The following is a 24,716-nucleotide window of genomic DNA, read 5'->3' as shown; positions in this document are numbered from 1 at the left end:
AGGCCGGGTCGCGGCGTGCGGGGCGAATCACGCCCCGGATCCCCACAAAAATAATGCAGTCATGGATGGAAGCCTCTCATGTTCGACAAAACCTCGTTGCGTGATATGACGCCGGCGCAGTTCGCCGCCTTGCACAAACGGCCGAAAATCACGCCGGCAGCACGGGGCGACACGCCGCTGCGGGCCTCCTTTGCGCAGCAGCGGCTGTGGTTCCTCGCCCAGTTGGCCGGAGGGGGCGATGCCTACCACGTGCCGTTCGGCTTGCATCTTCGCGGCGCCCTCGACCGCTCGGCGCTGAAACGGGCGCTGGATGGCCTGGTGGCTCGCCACGAGTCGCTGCGCACGACGTTTTCCGTCGAGAACGACGAGGTGCTCCAGCGGGTCGCCGACGCTGGCCGTGGCTTTTCCTGGCAGATTCACGACCTCGCCAGCCAGCCTGACGCCCAGGCGCAGGTAGCTGGCCTGGCGGACGAAGAGGCGGGGACCTCCTTCGATCTGCAGCAGGGGCCGCTGTTTCGCGGGCGCCTGCTGATCCTCGGCGAGCAGGAACATGTTCTGCTGCTGACCCTGCACCACATCATCTGCGACGGTTGGTCGATGGCGGTGCTCACCCGTGAACTGGGCGAGCTGTACGGTGCCTTTCGCCAAGGCCTGGACGACCCGTTGCCGGCGCTGCCGTTGCAGTACGCCGACTACGCGCAATGGCAACATGGCTGGCTCGCCGAGCAGGCCGGCCACGGCGACTATTGGCGCGACACCCTGGCCGGGGCACCGGCCCTGCTGGAGTTGCCCGGCGATCGTCCACGCCCGGCGCTGCAGCAGTACCAGGGCGGTTTCGAGCCGCTGCAACTGGATGAGGCCCTGACCGGGCAGCTCAAGGCCCTGGGCCTGCGCCATGGCACCACGCTGTTCATGACCCTGCTGGCCGCCTGGGCGGTGCTGTTGGCGCGCCTGTCGGGCCAGGACGACATCCTGGTCGGCACCCCGGTGGCGAACCGCACCCGTCGGGAAACCGAGGGGCTGATCGGCTTTTTCGTCAATACGCTGGTGCTGCGCCTGTCGCTGGCCGATTCGCCGACCACGGTCCAGTTGCTGGAGCAGGTCCGCGCCGTGGCGTTGGGTGCCCAGGAACACCAGGACCTGCCGTTCGAGCAGGTGGTGGAACGGCTCAACCCGCCGCGCAGCCAGGCCTACAGCCCACTGTTCCAGGTGATGTTCGCTTGGGAAAACACCGAGCCGGGTTCGTTGCAACTGGCCGGCCTGGACAGCCAGCCACTGCGCAGCAGCCATCAGGCGGCCAAGTTCGACCTGACCCTGGTACTGGCCGAGCAGGATGGTCGCATCGTCGGCGGCCTGGAGTACGCCAGCGCCTTGTTCGACGCGGCCACGGTCGCGCGGTTTGCTGGCTACCTGCGCCAGGTCCTCGAAGGCATGGTGGCCCAGCCACAGCAGCCGGTTGCGGCATTGTCGCTGCTCGGCGCTGCCGAGCGTGACAGCCTGGTGCAGCAGTGGAACGGCAGCGAACAGCCCTTCGACACCAGGAGCTGCCTGCATCAACGGTTCGAAGCCCAGGTCCGGCGCGATCCCCAGGCCATTGCCGTACGCTGGGGTGACGAGAGCCTAAGTTATGGCGAGCTCAATGCCCGGGCCAATCGCCTGGCCCATGAACTGCGGGCCCAGGGCGTCGGTCCGGAGGTGCGCGTGGGCCTTTGCCTGGAGCGTACCCAGGACATGCCGCTGGCGGTGCTCGCGGTACTCAAGGCCGGCGGTGCCTATGTACCGCTGGATCCCGGCTATCCGCAGGCGCGGCTGCGGCACATGCTGCTCGACAGCGCACCGTCGGTGGTCTTGAGCCACGGCCCGGCCCGCCAGGCATTGCTGGCCGCCCTCGACGGACTGGCGGCGCGACCGGTGCTGCTCGACCTGCAACAGGATGCGCATCACTGGGCCGCGCACCCGGAACAGGACCTCGACCCACAGGCGCTGGGCCTGACGCCGCGTCACCTGGCCTACGTGATCTACACCTCGGGCTCCACCGGCCAGCCCAAGGGCGTGATGGTCGAGCATCGCGGCCTGCTGGCGGTCAGCGCCGCCTGGGAAAAGCTCTACGCATTGCGCCCCGGCCTGCGTCACCTGCAGATGGCCGGGTTTTCCTTCGACGTGTTCACCGCCGACCTGATCCGCGCCCTGTGTTTCGGTGGCGAGCTGGTGCTGTGCCCACGCCAGGCGCTGATGGACCCTCCGGCGCTGTACCGTTTGCTGCAGACGGCACGGATCGATTTCGCCGACTTCGTTCCGGCGGTTCTCAATCCGCTGCTGGCCTGGGTCGAGGAGTCCGGCCAGGAACTGGCGTTCCTCGACACCGTGGTGTGCGGCTCGGACACCTGGAGCGCCCACAGCGCCCGCCAGTTGCGCCAGCTCTGCGGCGAAGCGGTGCGGATCATCCATGCCTATGGCGTGACCGAGGCCAGCATCGACAGCGCCTGTTTCGAACTGCCGGTCCAGCCAGCGGCCGACGCCGGCCTGCCGATTGGCCGGCCGCTGGCCAACAGCCGTATCTACCTGCTCGATCCCCTGGGCGCACCGGTGCCGCCTGGCGTGGCCGGTGAGCTGCATATCGGTGGTGTCGGTGTTGCTCGCGGCTACCTGAACCAGCCCCAACTGACGGCCGAGCGTTTCATTGACAACCCGTTCGTGGCCGGAGATCGCCTGTATCGCACGGGCGACCTGGCGCGTTATCGCGCCGACGGCAACCTGGAGTTCCTCGGCCGTAACGACGCCCAGGCCAAGCTCCGTGGCCTGCGCCTGGAGCTGGGTGAAATCGAAGCCCGCCTGCTCGACGTGGCGGGAATCCGCGACGCCCTGGTCCTGCTGCGCAACGACGCTGCCGGGCAGCCCGGGCTGGTCGCCTACTACGTCGAGGCCGAAGGCGGCACCCTCAGCCCCGGCACCTTACGCGAACAGTTGGCGCTGAACCTGCCGGACTACATGCTGCCGAGTGCTTTCGTGCGCCTTGAGGCGTTGCCGTTGACCGCCAACGGCAAGCTCGACCGTGGCGCCTTGCCGGCACCGGACGCCGCGGCCTTCGACCAGCGCCACTATGTCGCCCCGCAAGGCGAGCTGGAAACCGTCCTGGCGCGAATCTGGAGCGAAGTGCTGGGCGTCGAGCGGGTAGGGCGCGACGACAATTTCTTTGCCTTGGGTGGTCACTCGCTGCTGGTGATGCAGGTGACCGCGCGGATTCGTCGCCAGTTCGATCGCGAGGTGGCGGCCTCGGCGCTGTTCGCCACCCCGCAACTGAAACAGTTCGCCCAGAGCCTGGAAGGCGCGCGGGAGAGCCGCCGGGCGCCGATCGTGCGCGTCGAGCGGGGCAGCGCGCAAACGTTGTCGTTTGCCCAGCAGCGCCTGTGGTTCCTGGCGCAAATGGACGGCGGCAGCGCGGCCTACCACATGCCGTTGAACCTGCGCTTGCGCGGCCAACTGCAGGTGCCGGCGCTGGAGCGCAGCCTGAACCAACTGGTGGCACGGCACGAAGCCTTGCGGACCCGCTTCGTCAGTATCGAAGGCGAGCCGCGGCAAGTGATCGACGGGCCAGGGCAGGGCCTGAAACTCGAGCGACTGGACGTCTCTGCCGACACCGAGGTCGAGCGACGGGTCGACGAGGCGGGTGCCCGTGCCTTCGACCTGGAGCAGGGACCGCTGATTCGTGCGGCCCTGGTGCGCCTGGCCGATGACGAACACCTGCTGCTGTTGACCTTGCACCACATCGTCTCCGATGGCTGGTCGATGGGCGTGCTGACTCGCGAACTCGGCCAGTTGTACGCCGCCGCGCTGGAGGATCGTGACGATCCGTTGCCGGCATTGGCCGTGCACTACGTCGACTACTCGGCCTGGCAACGCCAATGGCTGACCGGCGAGGTGCTGGAGCGCCAGGGCCAGTACTGGCGTGAAACCCTGGCCGAGGCGCCCGTACTGCTGGAACTGCCGGCCGACCACAAGCGCCCGGCCGTGCAGGATTACCGTGGCGGCGTGGTGCCGCTGGTGCTCGACGAGGAACTGACCCAACAACTCAAGGACTTGAGCCGACGCCAGGGCACGACGCTGTTCATGACCCTGCTGGCCGGTTGGGGGCTTGTGCTCTCGCGGCTGGCGGCGCAATCGGACGTGGTGATCGGCGTGCCTTCGGCCAACCGCCCGAGCAGCGAACTGGAGGCGCTGATCGGCTTCTTCGTCAACACCCTGGCCCTGCGCCTGAAGGTGGACGGCAACCCTACTGTCAGCCAGTGGCTGCAACAGACCCGCCACGTGGCGTTGCAGGCCCAGGAACACCAGGACCTGCCGTTCGAACAAGTGGTGGAGTTGCTCAACCCGCCGCGCAGCCTGGCCTACAGCCCGCTGTTCCAGGTGCTGTTCGCCTGGGAGCAGGGGCAGCAGGGTGCACTGGCGCTGCCCGGCCTGGTCGTCGAGTCGCTGGACAGTCGCCAGCACGTTGCCAAGTTCGACCTGCAACTGGCCCTCGGCGAGCGCGACGGGCAGATCGTCGGTGGCCTGGAATACGCCTCGGGGCTGTTCGAGGCGGCGACGGTTGCCCGCTTCGGCGAATACCTGCACCGGGCTCTGGCACAAATGGCTGCCGACAGCGAGCAACCGCTCGCCAGCCTCGACTTGCTGGATGCCAAAGAACATCGGCAGTTGCACGAATGGAGTCGCAGCGGCACTGAGCGGGTTGCGCAGGGCGGTTTCCTGGCTCGTTTCGAGGCCCAGGTGCAACGCACGCCGCAGGCGGTGGCACTGGTCCATGCCGACCGGCAGCATGACTATGCCGAGCTGAATACCGCGGCCAACCGCCTGGCGCATTTCCTGCGCGGGCAGGGCATTGGTCCCGAGGACCGGGTCGGCCTGAGCCTGGAGCGTTCGCCGCAGATGGTCATCGGCCTGCTGGCGATTCTCAAGGCTGGCGCCGCCTACGTGCCGTTCGACCCGGCGTATCCGGCCGAACGCCTGGCCTACATGTTCGACGACGCGGTGCCCAGCCTGTTGCTGACCCACTCGAGCCTGCGGGACAGACTGCCCGCCAGCGTCAACCCACTGCCGCTGTACTGCCTGGACACCGACCCGCCACGCTGGGCCGGACAACCAGACAGCAACCCCGATGTCGCGGTGAAACCGGACAACCTGGCCTACGTGCTCTACACCTCCGGCTCCAGTGGCCGGCCCAAGGGCGTCGCGCATACCTTCCGGGCCCTGGACAACCTGATCGACTGGCAACTGCTCGATGCCGCAGCTGGAGCCCCGGCGCCACAGCGGGTGCTGCAATTCGCCTCGCTGAACTTCGACGTCTCGTTCCAGGAAATCTTCAGCACCCTCTGCCAGGGCGGCTGCCTGGTGCTGATGGACGAGGAAGGGCGCAAGGATCTCGCCACGCTACGGCCAACCCTGGTGGCCAGCGGCGTGCAGCGCGCGTTCCTGCCATTCGCGGTGTTGCAGCAGGTCGCCAGCCTCACGCCGGCCGATGCGCCAGAACTGTCCAGCGGTTGCGATATCGTCACCGCTGGCGAGGCGCTGCGGATCAATGACGAGTTGCGCAGCTTTATCCGGGGACTGGACGGCACGCACCTGTACAACCAGTACGGCCCGACCGAAACCCATGTGGTCAGCCAGTTCAGCCTGGCCTGCGCCGAGGCCGCCGACTGGCCGGAGGCGCCGCCGATTGGCCGGCCGATCAACAACGCCCGGTTGTATGTCCTCGACGAGGCGCTGAACCAGGTGCCTGCCGGTGTCGCGGGGGAGTTGTACATCGCCGGTGACTGCCTGGCGCGCGGCTACCTGAACCAGCCTCGACTGACCGCCGAGCGCTTCCTGCCCGATCCCTTCAGCCCCGAGCCGGGAGCGCGCATGTACCGCAGCGGCGATCAGGTCCGCTGGCTGGCCGACGGCAACCTGCAGTACCTGGGGCGCATCGACCAGCAGGTCAAGCTGCGCGGGTTCCGCGTCGAACTGGGGGAAATCGACAGCCTGCTGCAGCAACAGCCGGGGGTACTCGAAGCCGCCGTGCTGCTGCGCGAGGATGCACCGGGAGACAAGCAACTGGTCGCCTATGTCGTCGGCCCGGCGCCAGTCGAAACGCTGCGCGAGGCACTGCGCCGCCATCTGCCGGAGCACATGGTGCCCAGCGCCTGGGTAGCCCTGGAAAACCTTCCACTGACCCGCAACGGCAAGCTTGACCGTCGTGCACTGCCAGCGCCGGAGCGGGCGTCTGGCAGTGACTACGTGGCGCCCCAGGATGCCGACGAGATCCAATTGACCGCGATCTGGGCCGACGTGCTCAGGTGCGAACGGGTCGGCCTGCGGGACAACTTCTTCGAACTCGGCGGCCATTCCCTGCTGGCCACGCGGCTGGTCTACGCGATCAACCAGCGCATGGCCGCACAACTGTCCCTGAGCAGCCTGTTCAAGACCCCGACACCGGGCGAACTGGTTGCCGCGATCCGGGCCAGCCGTGACGAGCAGATCCGCAGCGAACCGGCCTTCGCGGTGATCGAGCCGGATCCGGCCAGCCGCTACCAGCCGTTCCCCCTGACCGATATCCAGCAGGCCTACTGGTTTGGCCGCCAGTCCACGGTCAGCCTGGGGGGCGTCAGTGCCCATGGTTATGAGGAACTGCGCATCCGCGATTTCGATATCTCGCGTTTCGAACGGGCATTGAACCGGATGATCGAACGCCATGACATGTTGCGGGTGGTCTTCCTCGATGACGGCACCCAGCAGGTGCTGGAGCAGGTCCCGACGTATTGCATGCCGCAGATCGACCTGCGCGGCCTGGATCGCGAGGCGGCGCAACAGGCCCTGGACAGCAATCGCCAACGCTTGTCCCACCAGGTGCTGGACGCCAGCCGCTGGCCGTTGTTCGAATTCAGCCTGACCCTGCTCGACGACGGCATCAGCCACCTGCATATCAGCCTCGATGCGTTGATCGTCGACGCCGCCAGCAGCCAGATCCTCGCCCGCGAACTGATGGGCTTCTACCTGGAACCGCAACGGACATTGCCGGCGGCGGGGCTGAACTTCCGCGACTATGTCCTCGCCGAGCACCAGTTGCGCAGCGGCGTACGCTACGAGCGGGCACTGGCCTACTGGCGCGAGCGGGTCACGCACCTGGCGCCGGCACCGGACCTGCCGCTGGTGTGCCAGCCGCAGAGCATTGCCACGCCACACTTCACCCGTCGCGACCGGCAGTTGTCGGTCGAGCACTGGAGCCGGATCAAGGCCCTGGCCAAGCAGTTCGGCGTGACCCCGTCGGTAGTGCTGCTCACCGCCTTCAGCGAAGTGCTTGCGCTGTGGAGCCGCCAGCCGCGCTTCACCCTCAGCCTGCCGCTGTTCAACCGCCTGCCGTTGCACCCGGATGTCGACTCGATCATCGGTGACTTCACCTCGCTGGTGCTGTTGGAGGTGCAGATCGACGGTAACCGTGGTTTTACCGAGCAGGCGCGGGCGATCCAGCAGCAGCTCTGGCAGGACATCGACCATGCGCTGGTCAGCGGCGTGCGTGTGCTACGCGAGCTGTCCCAGGCCCGTGGGGCGCAGCAGACGGCGATCCCGATCGTGTTCAACAGCACCTTGTCCGAAGCGGCGACGCAGCAGGCCGAGTACAACCTGGCCGAAGCCCTGCAGGCGCAGAACGTGCACAGCATCACCCAGACCCCGCAGGTGTGGATCGACCATACCCTGCTGGAGCTGGAGGGGCGCCTGCTGTTCAACTGGGACAGCATCGACGAGTTGTTCCCCGAGGGATTGGTCGAGCAGATGTTCGCCGCCTACAACGGTCTGCTCGATCGCCTGCTGGAGCCGTCGGCCTGGGCCGCGAGTACGCCGGGGTTGTTGCCGCAGGCCCGCCTGCCTGCCGCACCGGCGTATCCGCAAGGCTCGTTGCTGATGCACGAGCTGTTCGAGCGCCAGGCCCTGGCGACCCCGGACGCTGTGGCCCTGATCGCGCCGGGCCGGCAACTGAGCTACCAGCAACTGCGTGCCGAAGCCCGTCAGCTCGCGGCACAGTTGCAGGGACGGGGTGTGCGGCCCAATCAACTGGTCGCGGTGATGATGGAGCGCGGCTGGGAACAACTGGTGGCGACCCTGGCGATCCTGTATGCCGGCGGCGCCTATCTGCCGGTCGACCCGGCGCTGCCGGCGCAACGGGTACGGCATATCCTGGAGCGTGCCGAAACGCGTTTGCTGCTCGGCCAACCGAGCCTGAGGCCGGACGACGACTGGGCGACGCTGGTCGAGGTCATCACCGTGAGCGCGGCCACGGACACCGGCGAGGCGACCCTGCAAGCGGTTGAGTCGGGCCCCGACGACCTGGCCTACGTCATCTATACCTCCGGCTCGACCGGGCTGCCCAAGGGCGTGGTGATCGACCACCGGGGGGCGGTGAACACCTTGCTGGACATCAACCGGCGCTTTGCCGTCGGCCCACGGGATCGGGTGCTGGCGATCTCGTCGCTGAGTTTCGACCTGTCGGTCTATGACTTCTTTGGCACGCTCGCTGTCGGCGCGGCGGTGGTGCTGCTCGAACCACGGCTGGCGCTCGACCCGCTGCACTGGCGGGAATTGATCGAGCGCCATCGTGTCAGCCTGTGGAACTCGGTGCCGGCGCTGCTCGGGCTGCTGTTGGAGTCGGTCGAGCAGCAGGGCGGCGAGCTGCCGGCCTGCCTGCGCCTGGCGATGCTGTCCGGCGACTGGATCCCGCTGAACCTGCCGGGCCGCGCCCGCGCCTTGCAGCCGGCCATCGAGCTGTTCAGCCTGGGCGGGGCGACCGAAGCCTCGATCTGGTCGATCTGCTACCCGATCGGCCAGGTCGACCCCGGCTGGCGCAGCATTCCCTATGGCAAGGCCCTGGACCGGCAGAGCTTCCATGTCCTCGACGAGGCACTGCAGCAGCGCCCGGCCTGGGTACCCGGCCAGTTGTACATCGGCGGTATCGGCCTGGCGAAGGGCTACTGGCGCGACGAAAAACTGAGCGCTGGCAGCTTCTTCGCTCACCCTGTGACCGGCGAGCGGCTCTACCGCACCGGCGACCTGGGGCGCCTGCTGCCCGACGGCAACATCGAATTCCTTGGGCGCGAAGACAATCAGGTCAAGGTCCAGGGCTACCGCATCGAACTGGGCGAAATCGAAGCCGTGCTCAACCGCCATCCCGGCGTGCAGAGCGCGGTGGTGCGAATTCTTGGCGAGCAGTTGGGGGAAAAGCGCCTGGCGGCCTATGTCATCAGGAGCGACGAACAAATGCAGTCCGCTGATTTTGCCCTGTACCTGGCGGACAAGCTGCCGGCCTACATGGTGCCGACGTCCTTCACGTTCCTCGAGGCCTGGCCGCTCTCGGCCAACGGCAAGGTCGACAAGAGCCGTTTGCCGCAACCCCGGGAAGACGCGGATTCAGGTCCGTCGCTGACACCCGAGGGGCCTCGGGAGCAGCGTCTGGTGGCAATCGTCCAGCAACTGCTCAAGCGCGAGACGATTGCCGGCAACGCCAACCTGCTCAGCCTGGGCGCCACCTCCATCGATATCGTGCGGATCAGCAACGCGCTGGCCGCCGAGTTGCAGTTCCGTCCGCACCTGGCGCAACTGCTGGCCCAGCCGACCCTGACCAACCTGCTGGAACTGTATCGCCGCAACCTGGCGACCCAGGCGCCGGCCGGCCGCGTGCAGCAAGCGGCGGCGGTGGCCGAGGAGGTCATCGAGGATCCGCAACTGCGCCAGCAGTTCAAGGCCGACGAGCGTGGTCGTCGCCGTTTTGCCCAGCCGTTGCCGGCGGTGGCCCTGGACTTGCCGTCGGAGAGCGGCTTCGCCCAGCGGTTCCGTGATTGCCGTTCCGTACGCCGGTATGACCAGCAGGCCATTGCGACCGAGGCATTTGCCCACTGGCTGGCCGGGCTGTCGCGCGGCCAACTGGACGGTGAGGTGAAGTACCAGTTCCCTTCGGCCGGCGGCCTCTATCCGTTGCAGGCCTACCTGTACATCAAGCCGCAACGGGTCGAGGGCGTGCCCGGCGGGGCGTTCTACTACGACCCGATCCGTCACCGGTTGCTGGCGATCGGCGAGCAGGCCCTCGATCCGGACACCTACGACTACTTCGTCAATCGGCCGGTCTTCGAGAACGCCGCGTTCTCGCTGTTCCTCATCGCCGACATGGCGGCGATCCGGCCGCTCTATGGCGAGCGCAGCCGGGACTTCTGCCATATCGAGGCCGGGGCCATGGCCCAGTTGCTGACCATGACCGCGGCCGACCATGGCCTGGGCCTGTGCGGCATGGGCTCGATCGACGAACAGGCGCTGCCGGCGCTGTTCGACCTGGGCACCAGCCATCAGCTGGTCTACTCGATGGTCGGCGGCCTGCGGGCCGAGGACGAGCAGCGTAGCAGCGAGGTGGAGGCATTCACCCGCACACACACGGATGACGACAGCGACATGGAGGAGATTGAGATATGAATGCCGATCAGTTGCTGGCCTTTTTCGACCGTCATGGCGTGGCATTGGAAGTCGATGGCGACAAGCTGCGCTGCAAGGCGCCCAAGGGCTTTCTCAACGAAGACCTGCTGCAGGCGCTGAAACAGCACAAGCAGGCGCTGATCGGGCGCTTGACCGGCACGGCGGGCATCAGCCCGCGGGCAGTCGACACGACGCCGCTGCCACTGTCGTTTTCCCAGCGACAACTGTGGTTTCTCGACCAGCTGGAGCCGGGCAACCCGTTCTACAACATCCCCAATGCGCTGGTGATCAAGGGCCGGCTGGAGGTTGCCGTGCTGGAGCGGGCGCTGAACGAGCTGCTGCGCCGTCACGAAGTGCTGCGCACCACCTTCTCCGACGATAACGGTGAACCGTGCCAGGTCATCCACGAACACCGCCCGTTGCGATTGTTGGTCACCGACTTGCGCCACCTGCCGGTCGTCGAACGCGAGTCGGCGGCGCAGGTGCGGGTAACCGAGGACGCCCGGGCACCGTTTGATCTGGGCCAGGGCCCGCTGCTGCGCACCTCCCTGCTGCAACTGGCGGACGAGGAACACCTGTGGCTGTACAACCTGCATCACATCATCGCCGATGGCTGGTCGATGGGTATCGTCCTGCGCGAAGTGCTGACCCTCTACGGCGACTATCTCAGGGGCGAGCCGTCGAGCCTGGCGCCACTGCCGGTGCAGTACGCCGACTATGCCTGCTGGCAACAGCAGCGCCTGGGCGGCGCGGCGCTGCAGGAGCAGCTCGACTACTGGCGTCGGACCCTGGCCGATGCGCCGCCATTGCTGACGCTGCCCACCGATCGCCCCCGGCCACGGGTGCAGCGTTATGCCGGCGCGACCCTGGCCAGTCGTATCGATGGCCGGACCCTGCGGGAACTGCAGGACCTGGCGCGGCAGACCCAGGGCTCGTTGTTCAACGTGCTGCTGGCGGCGCTGGCAGTGCTGCTCCGGCGTCACAGCGGCCAGCAGGAGGTGTGCATCGGTACGCCGTTCGCCAACCGTGGACAGGCCGAACTCGAGCCGCTGATCGGCCATTTCGTCAATACCCTGGTGATCCGCAACCCGTTGCAACCGCAATGGACCTTCGCTGAGCTGCTACGTGAAGTCCGTGCCCGCATGCTCGAAGTCCATGCCCACCAGGACGTGCCGTTCGAACGGGTGGTCGAGGTGGTCAACCCCGAGCGCGATACCGCCTATTCGCCGCTGTTCCAGGTGATGCTGGTGTTGCAGAACACGCCGGGTGCTGCGGTCGAGATGCCCGGCCTGAGCCTGGCGTCCTTCGGCACCAGCAGCGCCACCGCCAAGTTCGACCTGGCCTTCGAACTGGTGGAGCAGGCCGAGGGCCTGCAACTGGTGGTCGAATACAACACCGACCTGTTCGATGCGAGCACCATCGAGCGCCTGAGCGGCCATTACCGGCAATTGCTCGAACAGGTTGCGGCTGACGCCAAGCAACCGATCAGCACGCTGCAACTGCTGACCGAGGCCGAGCGCGAGCAGATCCTCGTCGACTGGAATCGCAGTGCGCCGCTGGACCATGAAGCCGGCTGTGTCCATCGGCTGATCGAGGCTCGTGCGGCGGCCACACCGGACGCTTGCGCGGTGATCTTCGAGGGCGCGCAACTGAGCTACGCCGACCTGAACCTGCGGGCCAATCGCCTGGCCCATCACCTGCGCAGCCTTGGCGTCGGGCCTGACGTAAGGGTGGCGGTGTGCCTGGAGCGCTCGCTGGAGCTGCCGGTGGCGATCCTCGCGGTGTTCAAGGCCGGCGGCGCCTATGTGCCGCTGGACCCGACCTATCCGGTCGGCCGCCTGGGTCATATGCTGGCCGACAGCGGGCCGCGCGTGGCGCTGATCCACGGTGCGACGCGGCAGTTGTTGCGCGATGCCCAGGGGATTGCGCACTACGAGCTGCCGGTGCTGGATCTGGAGACAGATGCGCCGCAATGGGCAGGACGGCCTGTGGCTGATCCGGACCCGCAAGCGATTGGCCTGACCCCCGAACACCTGGCCTATGTGATCTACACCTCGGGCACCACCGGGCTGCCCAAGGGCGCGATGGTCGCCCACCGAGGTCTGGGCAACCTGTTGTCGTGGTGCCAGCAGATCTGTGGCGATGGCCAGCAGGCGAGCATGCTGCAGAAGATCCCGTTCGGCTTCGACGCCTCGGCCTGGGAATTGCTCTGGCCGCTGGCCATGGGCGGGCGCCTGGTGCTGGCCCGTCCCGGTGGTCACCTGGAACCGGCCTACCTGGCGCGCACCGTGCGCGAGCAGCGGATCGGCGCGCTGGTGTTCGTGCCGGCGATGTTGCAACTGTTCCTTGAGGTCGATGATGTCGACCAGTGCCGGGACCTGCGCAACGTGTTCTGCGGCGGCGGCGAGCTGACCCCGGCGATTGCCCGGCGTTTCCAGGAGGTGCTGCCCAATGCACGCCTGCACAACGTCTACGGCCCCACCGAGACCACGGTGATCAACAGCATCTGGACCTTGCAGCCTGGTGCCGAAGTGCCGGCGCGGCAGTTGCCCATCGGCCGGCCGATTGCCGGCAATCGACTGTACGTCCTCGATGAACACGATGCCCCGGTGCCGGTGGGTGTCAGTGGTCATCTGCATATCGGCGGCGTCGGCGTGGCCCGTGGCTACCTGGGCCTGGAAGCCCTGACCGCGGAACGCTTCATCGATAGCCCGTTCGTGCCCGGCGAGCGTCTGTACCGCAGCGGTGACCTGGCGCGTTATCGCGCCGATGGGCAGTTGGAGTTCCTCGGACGCAACGATTTCCAGGTCAAGCTGCGTGGCGTGCGGGTGGAACTCGGCGAGATCGAGGCGCGCCTGGAAGCTTTTCCCGGCGTGCGCCGTGCGGTGGTGCTGATGATCGGCGACAGCGCGCAGAACCAGCGCCTGGTGGCCTGTTGCAGCTTCGTCGTAGCCGCCAGGCCCGAGGAAGCGGCGGTGCACGACCATCTGGCGCTGACCTTGCCGGCGCAGGTGCTGCCCAGTGCCTACCTGTGGCTGCAGGAACTGCCGCTGACGGCCAACGGCAAGATCGACCGCGATGCGCTACGGGTCATGGCCGACCACGACCTTGCCAATCGCCAGGTCAACCTGTCGAGCCCGCGCGACCATATCGAGCTGGCGCTGTACCAGATCTGGAAAGGCCTGTTGCTGGCGCCGCAGATCGGCATTCGCGACAACTTCTTCAGTGTCGGTGGCACGTCCATCGCCGCGATCAAGCTGGCGCATCAGGTCCGCGAGGTATTCGGCATCGAACTGCCGATCCGCGTGGTGATCGGCCATCCGACCATCGAGGCCCTGGGTGGCTGGATCCGTTCCGGCGCCGGGCCGGCCGCCGGGCAAGGCAGCCTGATCGAGTTCCGCCAGGGCGCTGGCCGGCGCAACGTGGTGTGCATTCATCCGGCTGGCGGCACGGCGTTCTGCTACCTGTCGCTGGCCAAGGTTCTCGACGAAACGGTGGGGGTCTATGGCGTGCAGTCGCCGGGACTCAACCCCGGCGAGGCCACCGAGCCCACGGTGGAGGCGATGGCTGCCGCCTACCTGCGGCTGATCGAACCGCTGCTGGACCAACCGTTGATCCTCACCGGGCTGTCGTTCGGCGGGCTGGTGGCCTATGAAATGGCCCGGCGCCTGGCCGCGGCAGGCTATCGCCAGGTCACCGTGGTGCTGCTCGACACCCAGGGTTCGGACAATGCCGCCTACCGCCAGCAGATGGCGCCGGTGGACATGGCCGAGTTCCGCGACAAGCTGGTGCGTTTCAACGGCATGTACCCGGGTATCGATGATGCCCAGGTCGAGCGTTATTTCCAGATCTACAACCATAACCGCATGGCCGTGGCCGATTATGCCTGCGCGCCCAAGGCCGGGCGGGTGGTGCTGATCCAGGCCCGGGAGGGCTTCGATCGGGCCCAACTCCACGGCCTGCGCGGCTTCTGGCGACGCCGCGCGGGGGATGGCTACCTGGCGAAACTGGTCAATGGCGGTCACTGGGACATGCTCGAAACCGTCGAGTTGAAGCGTGTCGCCAAGACCCTGGAGCAGGAGCTGCGGCGTTTCGATATGGTCGCGACTTCGCCAATCCGCTCACTGGCGCAGGAGGCATGATGGACAACGTTCAGCAAACAACTTGTCTTACCCCATCGCCAACCCTGCTGGTTCGGTTTGCCGGGCAAGCGAGGGCAACGCCCGAGGCCGTGGCGGTGATCGACCGTCAGGTCCGACTCAGCTACAGCGAACTGGCTGCTGCCAGCGAGCGTATTGCCCATGGGCTGCTGGCCCGTGGCGTGTGTCCGGGCCAGTCGCTGGCGTTGTACATGCCGCGCTCCTGGCGCTGGCTGGCGGCGATTATCGGCGCCCTCAAGGTCGGCGCCGTGGTGGTACCGCTGGACCGGGCCAGCCCCAGGGCACGCCAGGCGCAGATGCTCGAAGACAGCGGCTGCATCGGCCTGCTGGTGGACGACGCACTCATCGAACCATCGGGCAGCCTGTGGCAGGCCGAAATCGCGACGCTACTGGCGTCTACGGCGCCGAGCGAACTGGCCCTGGCCTGCGAGCCGGCCGAGGTGAGTTTCCTGTTCTATACCTCGGGCTCGACCGGCATACCCAAGGCCGTCGAGGTCGGCGAGCGGGGCGTGATGCGCCTGGTGCAGCCGGGCGGCTACATCGATATCCGCCCCGGTGACCGCTTTGCCTGCCTGGCCAATCCGGCTTTCGACGCCATCAGTTTCGAAATCTGGGCGCCACTGCTCAACGGCGGCACCTGCGTGATCGTTGCCGACGACGACCTGCTCGATGCCCGACGGTTGGCGCAGGTGCTGGAGACGCAACGGGTCGACACGCTGTTCATGACCGTGTCGCTGTTCAACACCCTGGCCCAGGAATACCCGCGCTGCTTTGCCAGCCTGCGCCAGGTGCTGATCGGCGGCGAGCAGATCAGCGCCGTGGCCGTGCGCGACTGGTACCGGGCCAACCCGGACAGCGCCTGTCGGATCTTCAACGTCTACGGCCCGACCGAGTGCACCACGTTCGCCCTGTGCCAGCCGATCGCCCGTGACTTCACCGGCCACTCGGTGCCGATCGGGCGCGCCTTGCCCGATACCGGGGTGCGCATTCTCGATGAGCGGCAACGGCCGGTGGCAGCGGGCACGGTGGGCGAGTTGTATCTGAGCGGCAGCGGGGTAGCCCGTGGCTACCGTCAACGTCCGGAGGAAACCGCGCGCTGCTTTCTGATGCTGTCCGATGACGACGGTCAACTGCGACGCCATTACCGTACCGGCGACCTGGTCCGGGAGAACGAATCAGGCCTGGTCGAGTACATTGGTCGGGCCGATCGCCAGGTCAAGGTGCGCGGGTTCCGTATCGAGCCGGGTGAGGTCGAACAGCGGCTCCTGGAATATCCCGGCGTGGCCCAGGCTTATGTCTGCACGCGCCGCCAGGCTGCCGAGGACCATCAGTTGCTGGCCTTTATCGTGCCTCGGGGCCAGTTGGAACATGCCGGCTTCGATGCCTATCTGCAGGCGCAGTTGCCGGCGTACATGCGCCCGCACCATCTGTTCCTGCTCGATCGGCTGCCCTTGACCGCCAATGGCAAGGTCGACCGTGCCAACTTGCTGGAGCAGGACCGCCAGCCATGGCGGGCAACATCCCTCGTTGGGCTGCCGGTCGATGGCGAGGAGGGCGCCGAGCTGTCCTGGCTGCTGGGGCAGGTGCGGACCTTGCTCGGCCAGCCGCAGCTCGGTGCCGGGGATGACTGGCTGGGCAGTGGCGGCGACTCGCTCAAGGCCCTGCGGCTACGCTCGGCCATTCGCCAGCAATGGCAGGTGGAGCTGGGCATGGCGCAGTTGCTTGGCGAGAATTTCGCCGGGCTGGCCGTCAGCCTGGCTGCTCCGCAGTCGTCTGCTGCCACGTATCCGCCGGCTCCCGCGCCGAGTAGCGCCTGGCGCCTGCCGGCCACCGCCGAACAACGCCGGCTGTGGCTGCTGCAGCAACGCGAGCCGGAATCGACTGCCTACAATGTGCCGCTGGTCTTGCATCTGCCAGGCGGGGCGGACCTGGACGCGCTGGGCATGGCGCTGGGGCAACTGGTCGAACGCCATGCCGCGTTGCGCACGCGTTTCGTCTCCGGGCCGGATGGCCTCGACCAACTGGTCGCTGAACAGGGCACGACCTGCCAGCGCCTGGCCCTGGGGCAGTACACGGAGGACAACTGGCAGGCCTTCGCCGCGCTGGTGTTCGCCACGCCGTTCGACCTGGGCACGGCGACGCTGTTCCAGTCCTGGCTGTTGCCATTCGCCGATGGCAGCGCCCGCTTGCTGTTGCACCTGCACCATAGCGTGGTGGACGGTTGGTCGTTGAACCTGCTGTTCGACGATCTGCTAGCGCTCTACGAGGCCAACCGGCTGGGTAACGAGCTGCCGAAACCGGTAGGGCAACTGACACCGCTGGAGTTCGGCCAGTGGCAGGGACAATGGAGTGTTGCCCCATACTATCGCCAGCAGCGTCGTGCCCTGGCGCAGTTCTACCGTGAGCAGCCGGCCGCTTCGCCGGCCCTGGTTCCACCCCGTCGCGACAGCGGTGCCAAGGCCCGGCAATATCGGCAGATGCTTGCGCCGGCGCAGTGCACGGCGCTCGAACGTTTCTGCGCGCAGCAGCGACTGACCCGTTTCGAAGTGCTGTTCAGCGTGTTTGCCTGGAGCCTGCACGCGTTGACCGGCCTGTCACGGCCGCGCATCGCCAGCCCGGTGTCCAATCGGCCACTGGGCGAGTTCGAGAATGCGGTGGGCATGTTCGCCAATACCGTGCTGATCCCGACGGATCTCAACGGCCAACTTGCACTGGATGAATCGCTGCGTAGGCAGACCGAGCGGGTTCGCCAGGTGCTGGCATGGCAGGACGTGGCATTGGCGGATGTGGTTGAAGACTTGCGCCTATCCGGCAACCAGAGCCTGTTCGACTTCATGTTCGTGCTGGAAAACACCGACTTCGCCAAGCTTGATCGGTTGCCGGCCCGGCTCGAATTCACCGGCCCGGTGCAGGCCAAGTGCGCGCTGACCCTGTCCCTGGTGGATAATCCGGAGGGCCTTGCGGCCTGGTGGGAATACCAGTGCGATCATTTCGACCAGCAGCAGGTCGAGGCGGCAGCCCAATTGTTCCGTGGCGGCCTGGACATGCTGCTGCAGGCGCCGGGCAACCCGCTTGATCGACTGCTGCTACCGTACCGTCGCAGCCTGGCGCCGGCCAGTCAGGGCGAACTCACATCGCCGCCATTCACCACCCTGGCCGACTGGTTCGAACACCAGGCGCGTTGCACGCCGGAGGCCAGCGCGCTGGTGGCCGGCGAGCGTCGGTTGAGCTACCGGCGTCTGAACGAACTGGCCGACACCCTGGCGGCCACGCTCGACAATGGCGCGCGTCTGCCGCTGGCGGACGGCGAGGTTGGCCCGGTGTTGCTGTTCCTCGATACCTCGGTGGAACACATCGTCGCCTTGTTGGCCCTGGCCAAGCTCAACCTCACCGCTGTACCGCTCGATCCGGCCTACCCGCAAACAGTGCTGCGCCAGGTCATGAGCCAATCCCGGGCCCATTGCCTGCTGTTCAGCGACAGCACCGAGGCCGCCCTGGAACGTCTGGGCGAGCAGTCGATCACACGCCACCGGCTGGTACTCGATGCGCCGCAACGGCCATTCAAGCGCCTGCCGCACCAGGGTGAACGGCCGCTGTACATGCTCTTTACCTCCGGCTCGACCGGTATCCCCAAGGGTGTCCAGGTCTCGGACCGAACCCTGTGCAACCTGCTGCACTGGCAGCGGGGCGAGGGCGGCCTTGCCGCGCGGGCGCGGACCCTGCAATTTTCCATGTTGTCGTTCGACGTGTCGTTCCAGGAGATTTTCAGCACCCTGTGCGGTGGCGGTTGCTACCACCTGATCGTTCCGGCCTGGCGCCAGGATGCACCGGCGCTGCTGGACTACCTGCTGCAGGCGGACATCGAGCGTCTGTTCATGCCCTGCGTGGCCTTGCAGCACCTGGCCGAAACCGCCGTGAACCGGGGGATTTTCCCAACGCAGTTGCGCGAGGTGGTGACGGCTGGGGAACAACTGCTTTGCACCGACACCCTGCGCGAATGGTTCGCCGGCATGCCCCAGGCCAGCCTGTTCAACCACTATGGACCGACCGAAACCCATGTGGTGTGCGGCCTGCGCCTGGCGGGCGGGCCACGGGACTGGCCGTTGCGCGCCTCGATCGGCCGGGCGGTGAGCAATGCCTGCCTGTTGCTGGTGGATGAGCAGGACCGTCCACTGCCCGCCGGAGCCAGCGGTTACCTGTTGGTGGCGGGGCCGATGGTCGCCCGCTGCTACCTGGGCGATGCGGCGCTCAACGCCAGCCGTTTCGTCGAACTGCCGGACAGCACGGGGGCCACACGGCTGTTCTATCGCACCGGCGACCTGGCCCGGGTCGATGCCCAGGGTTACCTGCATTACCTGGGGCGTAACGACCAGCAGGTCAAGTTGAGCGGTCATCGTCTTGAGCTTGGCCAGATCGAGTCGGCCTTGATGCAGATACCGCAAGTGAGCGGCGCCGTCGTCGTCCTGCAAGCCGAATCGGCAAGACTCGACGCCTATCTGCAATTGAATGGCATGCCACCCACGCCGGAGGAACTGGACCGCCGACTGGCTCGCGAGCTGCCGGCCCAGGTGCGCATCGACGGCTATTGGCAGATCGCCCAGTGGCCGCGCACGCCCAGTGGCAAGGTCGATCGCAAGGCGTTGCAGGGGCAGGGCGAACGGTTGGCAAGCCAGGGCAGCGTCGAACCCGAGGAACCGGCCAACCCGCTGCAACAGCGTCTGCGTGAGCTGTTCGAAGCAGTGATCGGCCGACCGATCGGGCTCGACCAGACCTTCTTCGAGGCCGGCGCCACCAGCCTTGGGCTGATGCGCCTGCATGCCCGCTACAACCAGGAGACCGACCTCAAGGTGAGCATGGCCGATCTGTTCGAACAGGTCAGCATCCGCCGTCTGGCCGCCCACCTGGCCAACGCTCCAGCTGCGCCGGAGCGGCAACTGCGCGGTGGCGACAATGGCCATTCGGCCATGGCGATCATCGGCATGGCGGTGAACGTCGCCGGGGCGCCGGACCTGCGCGCGTTCTGGTCGATGGTGCAGGCGGGCGAGTTGGGTATCGAACACTTCGACGCCGAAGAGGGGCTGGTTGGTGCCCGTAGCCAACTCGATGGGATGTTTGACTTCGACCCCGAGTATTTCGGCATCAGTCGCCAGGAAGCGCGGTTGATGGACCCGCAGCAACGTCACCTGCTGATGGCCTGCGTCCAGGCGCTGGAGCACGCGGCGCTGGTACCTTCGGCAGACGGGCCACGGATCGGCCTGCTCGCCAGTTGCGGCGAAACCACCTATTTCCAGCAACTGCTGCGCCAGGCCGGCGACAGCGAATTGCCGGACAGCTTCCAGATGGCCCTGCACCACGACAAGGACTTTCTCGCGACAAAGGCCGCCTACCACCTCAACCTCGGCGGGCCGGCCATGAGCGTGCAGGCGGCCTGCGGCAGCTCGCTGATCGGCGTGCACCTGGCGTGCGCCATGCTGCGCCAGGGCGATGCCGATGTGATGCTGGCCGCCGGGGTGCTGATGGACCCGACCCTGACCGACGGCTACCGTTATCGGCCGCAGCACATTTTTTCCCGTGATGGCCGTTGCCGGCCGTTCAGCGACGACGCCAGCGGAACGCTGGGTGCCAGTGGCTATGGAGTGGTGGTGCTCAAGCCGCTGGTCCAGGCGCAGCGTGATGGCGACCGGATCTACGGGGTCATTGAGGCCTCGGCGCTGAACAACGACGGCCACGACAAGATGAGCTACACCGCGCCCTCGGTGGCCGGCCAGAGCGCGGTGATCGGCGAGGCGCTCGGCAAGGCCGGCCTGCGTGGTGCCGATATCGGTTATGTCGAGGCCCATGGCACCGGTACACTGCTGGGCGATCCGATCGAAGTGGCGGCCCTGGCCAAGGCCTTTGGCGCGGCCCCCGCCGGCCACTGCGCGCTGGCCTCGGTCAAGAGCCAGGTCGGCCACCTGGGCGCGGCGGCCGGGGTGGTCGGGCTGATCCGTGCCACCCTGGCGGTGTATCACGGCGTGGTACCGGCAAACCTGGGGTTCAACCGGGTCAACCCGCAGATCGACCTGGAGCACACGCCGTTCTACATCCCGACGCAACCTCGGGCCTGGCCGAAGGGGTGTAGGCGCGTGGCCGGCGTGAGCAGTTTCGGTATTGGCGGCACCAATGCCCATGTGATCGTCGCGGCTGGTCCGACGTCGCCGACGCCGGCCATGGCCGCCAGTTGCCTGGTGGTCAGCGCCCACAGCCGCAGTGCGCTTGTGCGCAACATTGCAGCGATCAAGGCGTATCGCGATGCGTTTCCGCAGCAGCACGACGCGCTGTTGCGCTTCCTCCAATCGGGGCGTCGCCAGCAGCGCTGGCGTTATGGCGTGCGGCTGGAGGTGGGCGAGAGCTGGCAGGTGGATGAGGCGCTGATTCGCGAAGTGCCGCTGTCGACCCGCACCTGGCCGGTCGATGAGGCGACGCCGGAGCAAATCCTCCAGGCCTGGTATGACGGCGCCAGGATCGCCTGGCCGAAGCGCTCGGCACCGCCGCCCTGGGATCTGCCGCCATCGGCCTTCGACCTTGAGACCTGTCGCTTCCAGCCGGCGACAGCGCGCCCGGCCATGCCTGTCGACGTCGCCCCGGCGTCCGCCCGCAATGCCTTGCCAGACTGGTTCTACCAGCGCCAGTGGACGCGAGTCCGCCGCTTGCACGCCGGGCCTGCCACAGGGCAACGGGGCACCCTGGTGGTGTGCGCTGCCGAGGCACTCGATGGTGGCTTGCTGGAGGCACTGGGCAACGTCTATCAACGTGTCGTCGAGGTGCGTGCCGGCAATGGCTTGCGCCGCCTGGGTAGAGATCGCTTCGAACTGGACCCGGTTGACGTCCAGGCGCTCTCGACCTTGCTGGCCGAGCTGGGCGAATCGGGTGTGAGCGAGCTGGATTGGCTGCACGCCTTGCCGCTGTCGGTCGGCGGCGCGGTGAACGAACAGAGCCTGGCCGCCGCCCAGTGGGCCTGCCTTGATACCCCCAGTGCCTTGCTCCAGGCCTGGGGCGAACTCGCCGGTTCGCTGAAGCTGCGGCTGTGGCTGCTGTCCGCGCAGGCCTGTGCGGTCGACGGCGAGATTCGTCGACCGGAGCTGGGCGCCCTGGCCGGAGCCTGTGAGGTGGCGCCCCAGGAATATCCTTTGCGGGTGCACTGGCTGGACCTGCCGAGCGCGCAATGGCCGAGCCAGGCGACCGCGCTGGCGGTGCTGCTGGCGGACCCGGAGGCGTTGCCGCGACGCCTGGCGATCCGTGGCGATTATCTCTGGCAGCCTCGGCTGGTTCCCAGCCCGCCGGCGGCGTCACTGCCGGCCTCGCCACTGTTGCCGCCGACCGGTACTTTCCTGGTGCTGGGCGGCAATGGCGGCATTGGCAGCAGCCTCTGCGAGCATCTGTTGCAGGCGCCAGGGCGCCGGGTGGTGGTGCTCTCGCGCCGTGGAGAGTTGCCGCCGAACCTGGTCGGCTACCGCGAGCGGGTCGATACGCTGCAGGGCGATATCGCCGACCTGGCACGCTGGCCGGCCATTGTCGAGCAGTTGGCACAGCGCTACGGTGATCTGGCGGGGGTCATCCATGCCGCAGGCGTCGGTGCCGGCAGCCTGATTCGTCACCGCGATGCCCGGCAGATGGACACCGCCATGGCGGCCAAGACCCTCGGCATGCTGGCAGTCGAGGCGCTGATCGCACGTTTGTCGCCGGGGTTCGTGCTGTACTGTTCGTCGATGTCGGCGTTGCTCGGTGGCGCTGGTCACCTGGACTATGCCGCGGCCAACGGGGTGCTGGACGGTTTTGCCCAGTATCGGTCGGATGCCACCCGCCAGTGCGTGCGCATGAGCCTCAACTGGGACATCTGGCGCGAGCGTGGCATGGCCACCGCCGTGAGCAGCGCTGACGAAGCCCATCAGCGACACCTGGCGGTCGGCTTGTCGGTCGAAGAGGGCAGACAGGTGTTCGACCTCGCCCTGGCACTGCAGTTGCCGCAGTGCCTGGTGTCGACCACGTCGATAGAGGCTTCGCGCCGCTTCTATCCGCGGCGGCACCCAGCGGTCGTGGTGACGGACACGCCTTCGGTTGCCGCTGCGCCGGACCCGGCCGTGCATCTGCGCGAGTGCCTGTGCCAATGGCTCGGTGTCGACGAACTGGACGACCAGGACTCGCTGTACGAGCTGGGCGCGGATTCCCTGACCCTGCTCGACCTGATCGACGAGGTCCAGTCGCGGCTTGGCGTTGGCCTGCAGCTGTCGCAGTTCAGCCCCAAGGTCAGCCTACACGAGGTGCTTGCGCTGATCGGCGACGGCGACGCCGGCAAGGCGCCGGTCGACGGATGGGCGCAGGCGGTGCAACTGGATGTCTGGAATACTGGCGCCGGTCGTGACTGGTTGTGCCTGGTGCACCCGGTGGGTGGCGACGTGCAGGCCTACCGGGAGTTGGTGGCGGCGCTGCCTGACACGTTGGGCGTGTGCGTGATCGCCGATCCGCTGCTGCAGCATCCACAGTTGCCAGCCGTCACCGTCGAGCAGCGGGCCGCCCATTACCTGCAGGCGTTGCAGGCCCGGTTGCCGTGCCATTCCTTCAACTGGCACCTGGCAGGCTGGTCGTTCGGTGCCTGGGTCGCCCAGGCCATGTGCGCCGAGGCGCGGCTGGCGGGCCTGGCACAACCGCTGCTGTACCTGATCGATCCGCCGGCACCGGACGCTGGTGCGGAGCTCGCGCGCATGGACGAGCGGCATATCGAACAAGTGTTCCAGCGCGAGTTCTCCCAGCGCTGGCCGCAAGCGGCCGGGCAGGGGCTGTCCGAGGACATGCAGGGCTACCTGCAACGCCTGACCACCTGTTGCCAGCACAACATGGCGAGCATGGGCGTGTTCACGCCGCCGGTTTTGCCGGACACCCAGGCGTGGTTGTTCGTTGCCACCCAGGCCAACCCCTATGGCGTCGGTCGCGACTGGCCGGCGGAGCGACTCAAGACGGCCTGGCAGGCGCTGTTGCCGCGGTTGCGCGATTGGCAAGCGCTGGACACCGATCACTACGGCATCGTCGCCGGTCACTGGGCGCGGCTGATCGGGGAAGCGATCAGCCAGGGAGGTGTGCATGCATCATGAACAGAACGCGGACTGGCTGCAGGAACTGGTTCCGGTGCTGCTCGCTGGCCAACCCGAAGACTGGGCGCTGCGCTGGAGCAACGAGTTGCAGGCGGCCCTGGCCGGGTTTGGCGGGCCGCCACCGTTTCGCCTGATGCATGCCTGGCAGGCCGATACGGTCCTGCCAGTATTGCTTGAAGCGCACATCGAGGGGCCCGGCGCGGCGGACCTGGCGCTGCTGCAGCAGTTGCATCGCCGCGCGGCCCTGGGGCTCAACGGTCGGCGTGGCGAATGGCTGGCGGCGTTCAAGCCGATATTGCCGGCCTTGTACCGCCAGGCCTTTCCCTACGCCAGCGGCTATGCACGGGCCCATGAGATCGCCATGGTCTACGCCACGGCGCCGGCCAATACGGCCATGATCGCCGAGCACTTCGGGGATGCACAGGGCTATGCCGACTACTATGCCCAACTCAGTACCGATGCCAATGCCACGGCGTTCGCCGATGCCAACAGCCGGGCCTATGCACGGATCGCGTCCGGCGCCTATGCCGACAATGATGTACGGGTCTACAGCGGAATCTGTGCCGGCGCGACGAGAATCTGTGCGCTGGTTCTAGCCGGTCGCGAGGCCCCGGCACCTGAAGCACAGCGGCAAGTGTTGCGAAGACTGGCCGAAGGGCTGAGTCGTTGCCTGATCGAGGCGGCCCCGGTCGCACGTGATTATTTCTCTGGAGAACAGCATGAACAATGAAGCGGAAATGTTCGACGTCGTGATCAATCACCAGGGCCAGTATTCCATCTGGCCACAGGGCAAGGACATGGCCATCGGCTGGATTGCCACCGGTACCGGGGGCGAGCGCCAGGCCTGCCTGAAGTACATCGACGAGCATTGGACCGATATGCGTCCGCGCTCGCTGCGTGAAGCCAGGAACTGACGGCTGGCCTGGCGTTTTGGCGGATAACG

The 24,716-nt window shown here is 67.1% G+C and carries 5 protein-coding genes; all 5 read left to right on the top strand.

Annotated features, from left to right (window positions below):
- The first annotated feature begins 78 nt into the window (after positions 1-78).
- From AC6I6U_RS19465 to AC6I6U_RS19445, 5 genes are read left to right on the top strand one after another with little or no spacing between them, the layout of a single operon-like run.
- Positions 79-10,485, top strand: a complete 10,407-nt coding sequence (locus AC6I6U_RS19465) for a non-ribosomal peptide synthetase (RefSeq protein ID WP_497877652.1) — start codon at positions 79-81, stop codon at positions 10,483-10,485.
- On the top strand, positions 10,482-14,627 hold the full coding sequence (locus AC6I6U_RS19460) for a non-ribosomal peptide synthetase (protein WP_497877651.1): 4,146 nt from the start codon (positions 10,482-10,484) through the stop codon (positions 14,625-14,627). Before AC6I6U_RS19465 ends, AC6I6U_RS19460 begins: the two co-directional genes overlap by 4 nt.
- Entirely contained in the window at positions 14,624-23,773 is a 9,150-nt protein-coding gene (locus AC6I6U_RS19455; RefSeq protein ID WP_497877650.1) for an amino acid adenylation domain-containing protein, read from the top strand. Before AC6I6U_RS19460 ends, AC6I6U_RS19455 begins: the two co-directional genes overlap by 4 nt.
- Positions 23,763-24,503 (top strand): hypothetical protein, encoded by a 741-nt coding sequence (locus AC6I6U_RS19450; RefSeq protein WP_497877649.1) that lies wholly within the window; start codon positions 23,763-23,765, stop codon positions 24,501-24,503. Before AC6I6U_RS19455 ends, AC6I6U_RS19450 begins: the two co-directional genes overlap by 11 nt.
- The gene (locus AC6I6U_RS19445; protein ID WP_497877648.1) at positions 24,493-24,687 is read left to right on the top strand and encodes an MbtH family protein; all 195 of its coding nucleotides are present in this window, start codon (positions 24,493-24,495) and stop codon (positions 24,685-24,687) included. The genes AC6I6U_RS19450 and AC6I6U_RS19445 overlap by 11 nt, the downstream gene beginning before the upstream one ends.
- Positions 24,688-24,716: the final 29 nt, after the last annotated feature.

The organism is Pseudomonas sp. UTLPPB19802 (assembly GCF_059730225.1).
This window is presented reverse-complemented; position numbering and strand designations above follow the sequence as displayed.

What these genes read in the sequence shown, in the direction of transcription:
- AC6I6U_RS19445 (WP_497877648.1), top strand. Translation starts at nt 24,493, where the DNA reads ATGAACAATGAAGCGGAAATGTTCGACGTCGTGATCAATCACCAGGGC.
- AC6I6U_RS19450 (WP_497877649.1), top strand. Translation starts at nt 23,763, where the DNA reads ATGCATCATGAACAGAACGCGGACTGGCTGCAGGAACTGGTTCCGGTG.
- AC6I6U_RS19465 (WP_497877652.1), top strand. Translation starts at nt 79, where the DNA reads ATGTTCGACAAAACCTCGTTGCGTGATATGACGCCGGCGCAGTTCGCC.
- AC6I6U_RS19455 (WP_497877650.1), top strand. Translation starts at nt 14,624, where the DNA reads ATGATGGACAACGTTCAGCAAACAACTTGTCTTACCCCATCGCCAACC.
- AC6I6U_RS19460 (WP_497877651.1), top strand. Translation starts at nt 10,482, where the DNA reads ATGAATGCCGATCAGTTGCTGGCCTTTTTCGACCGTCATGGCGTGGCA.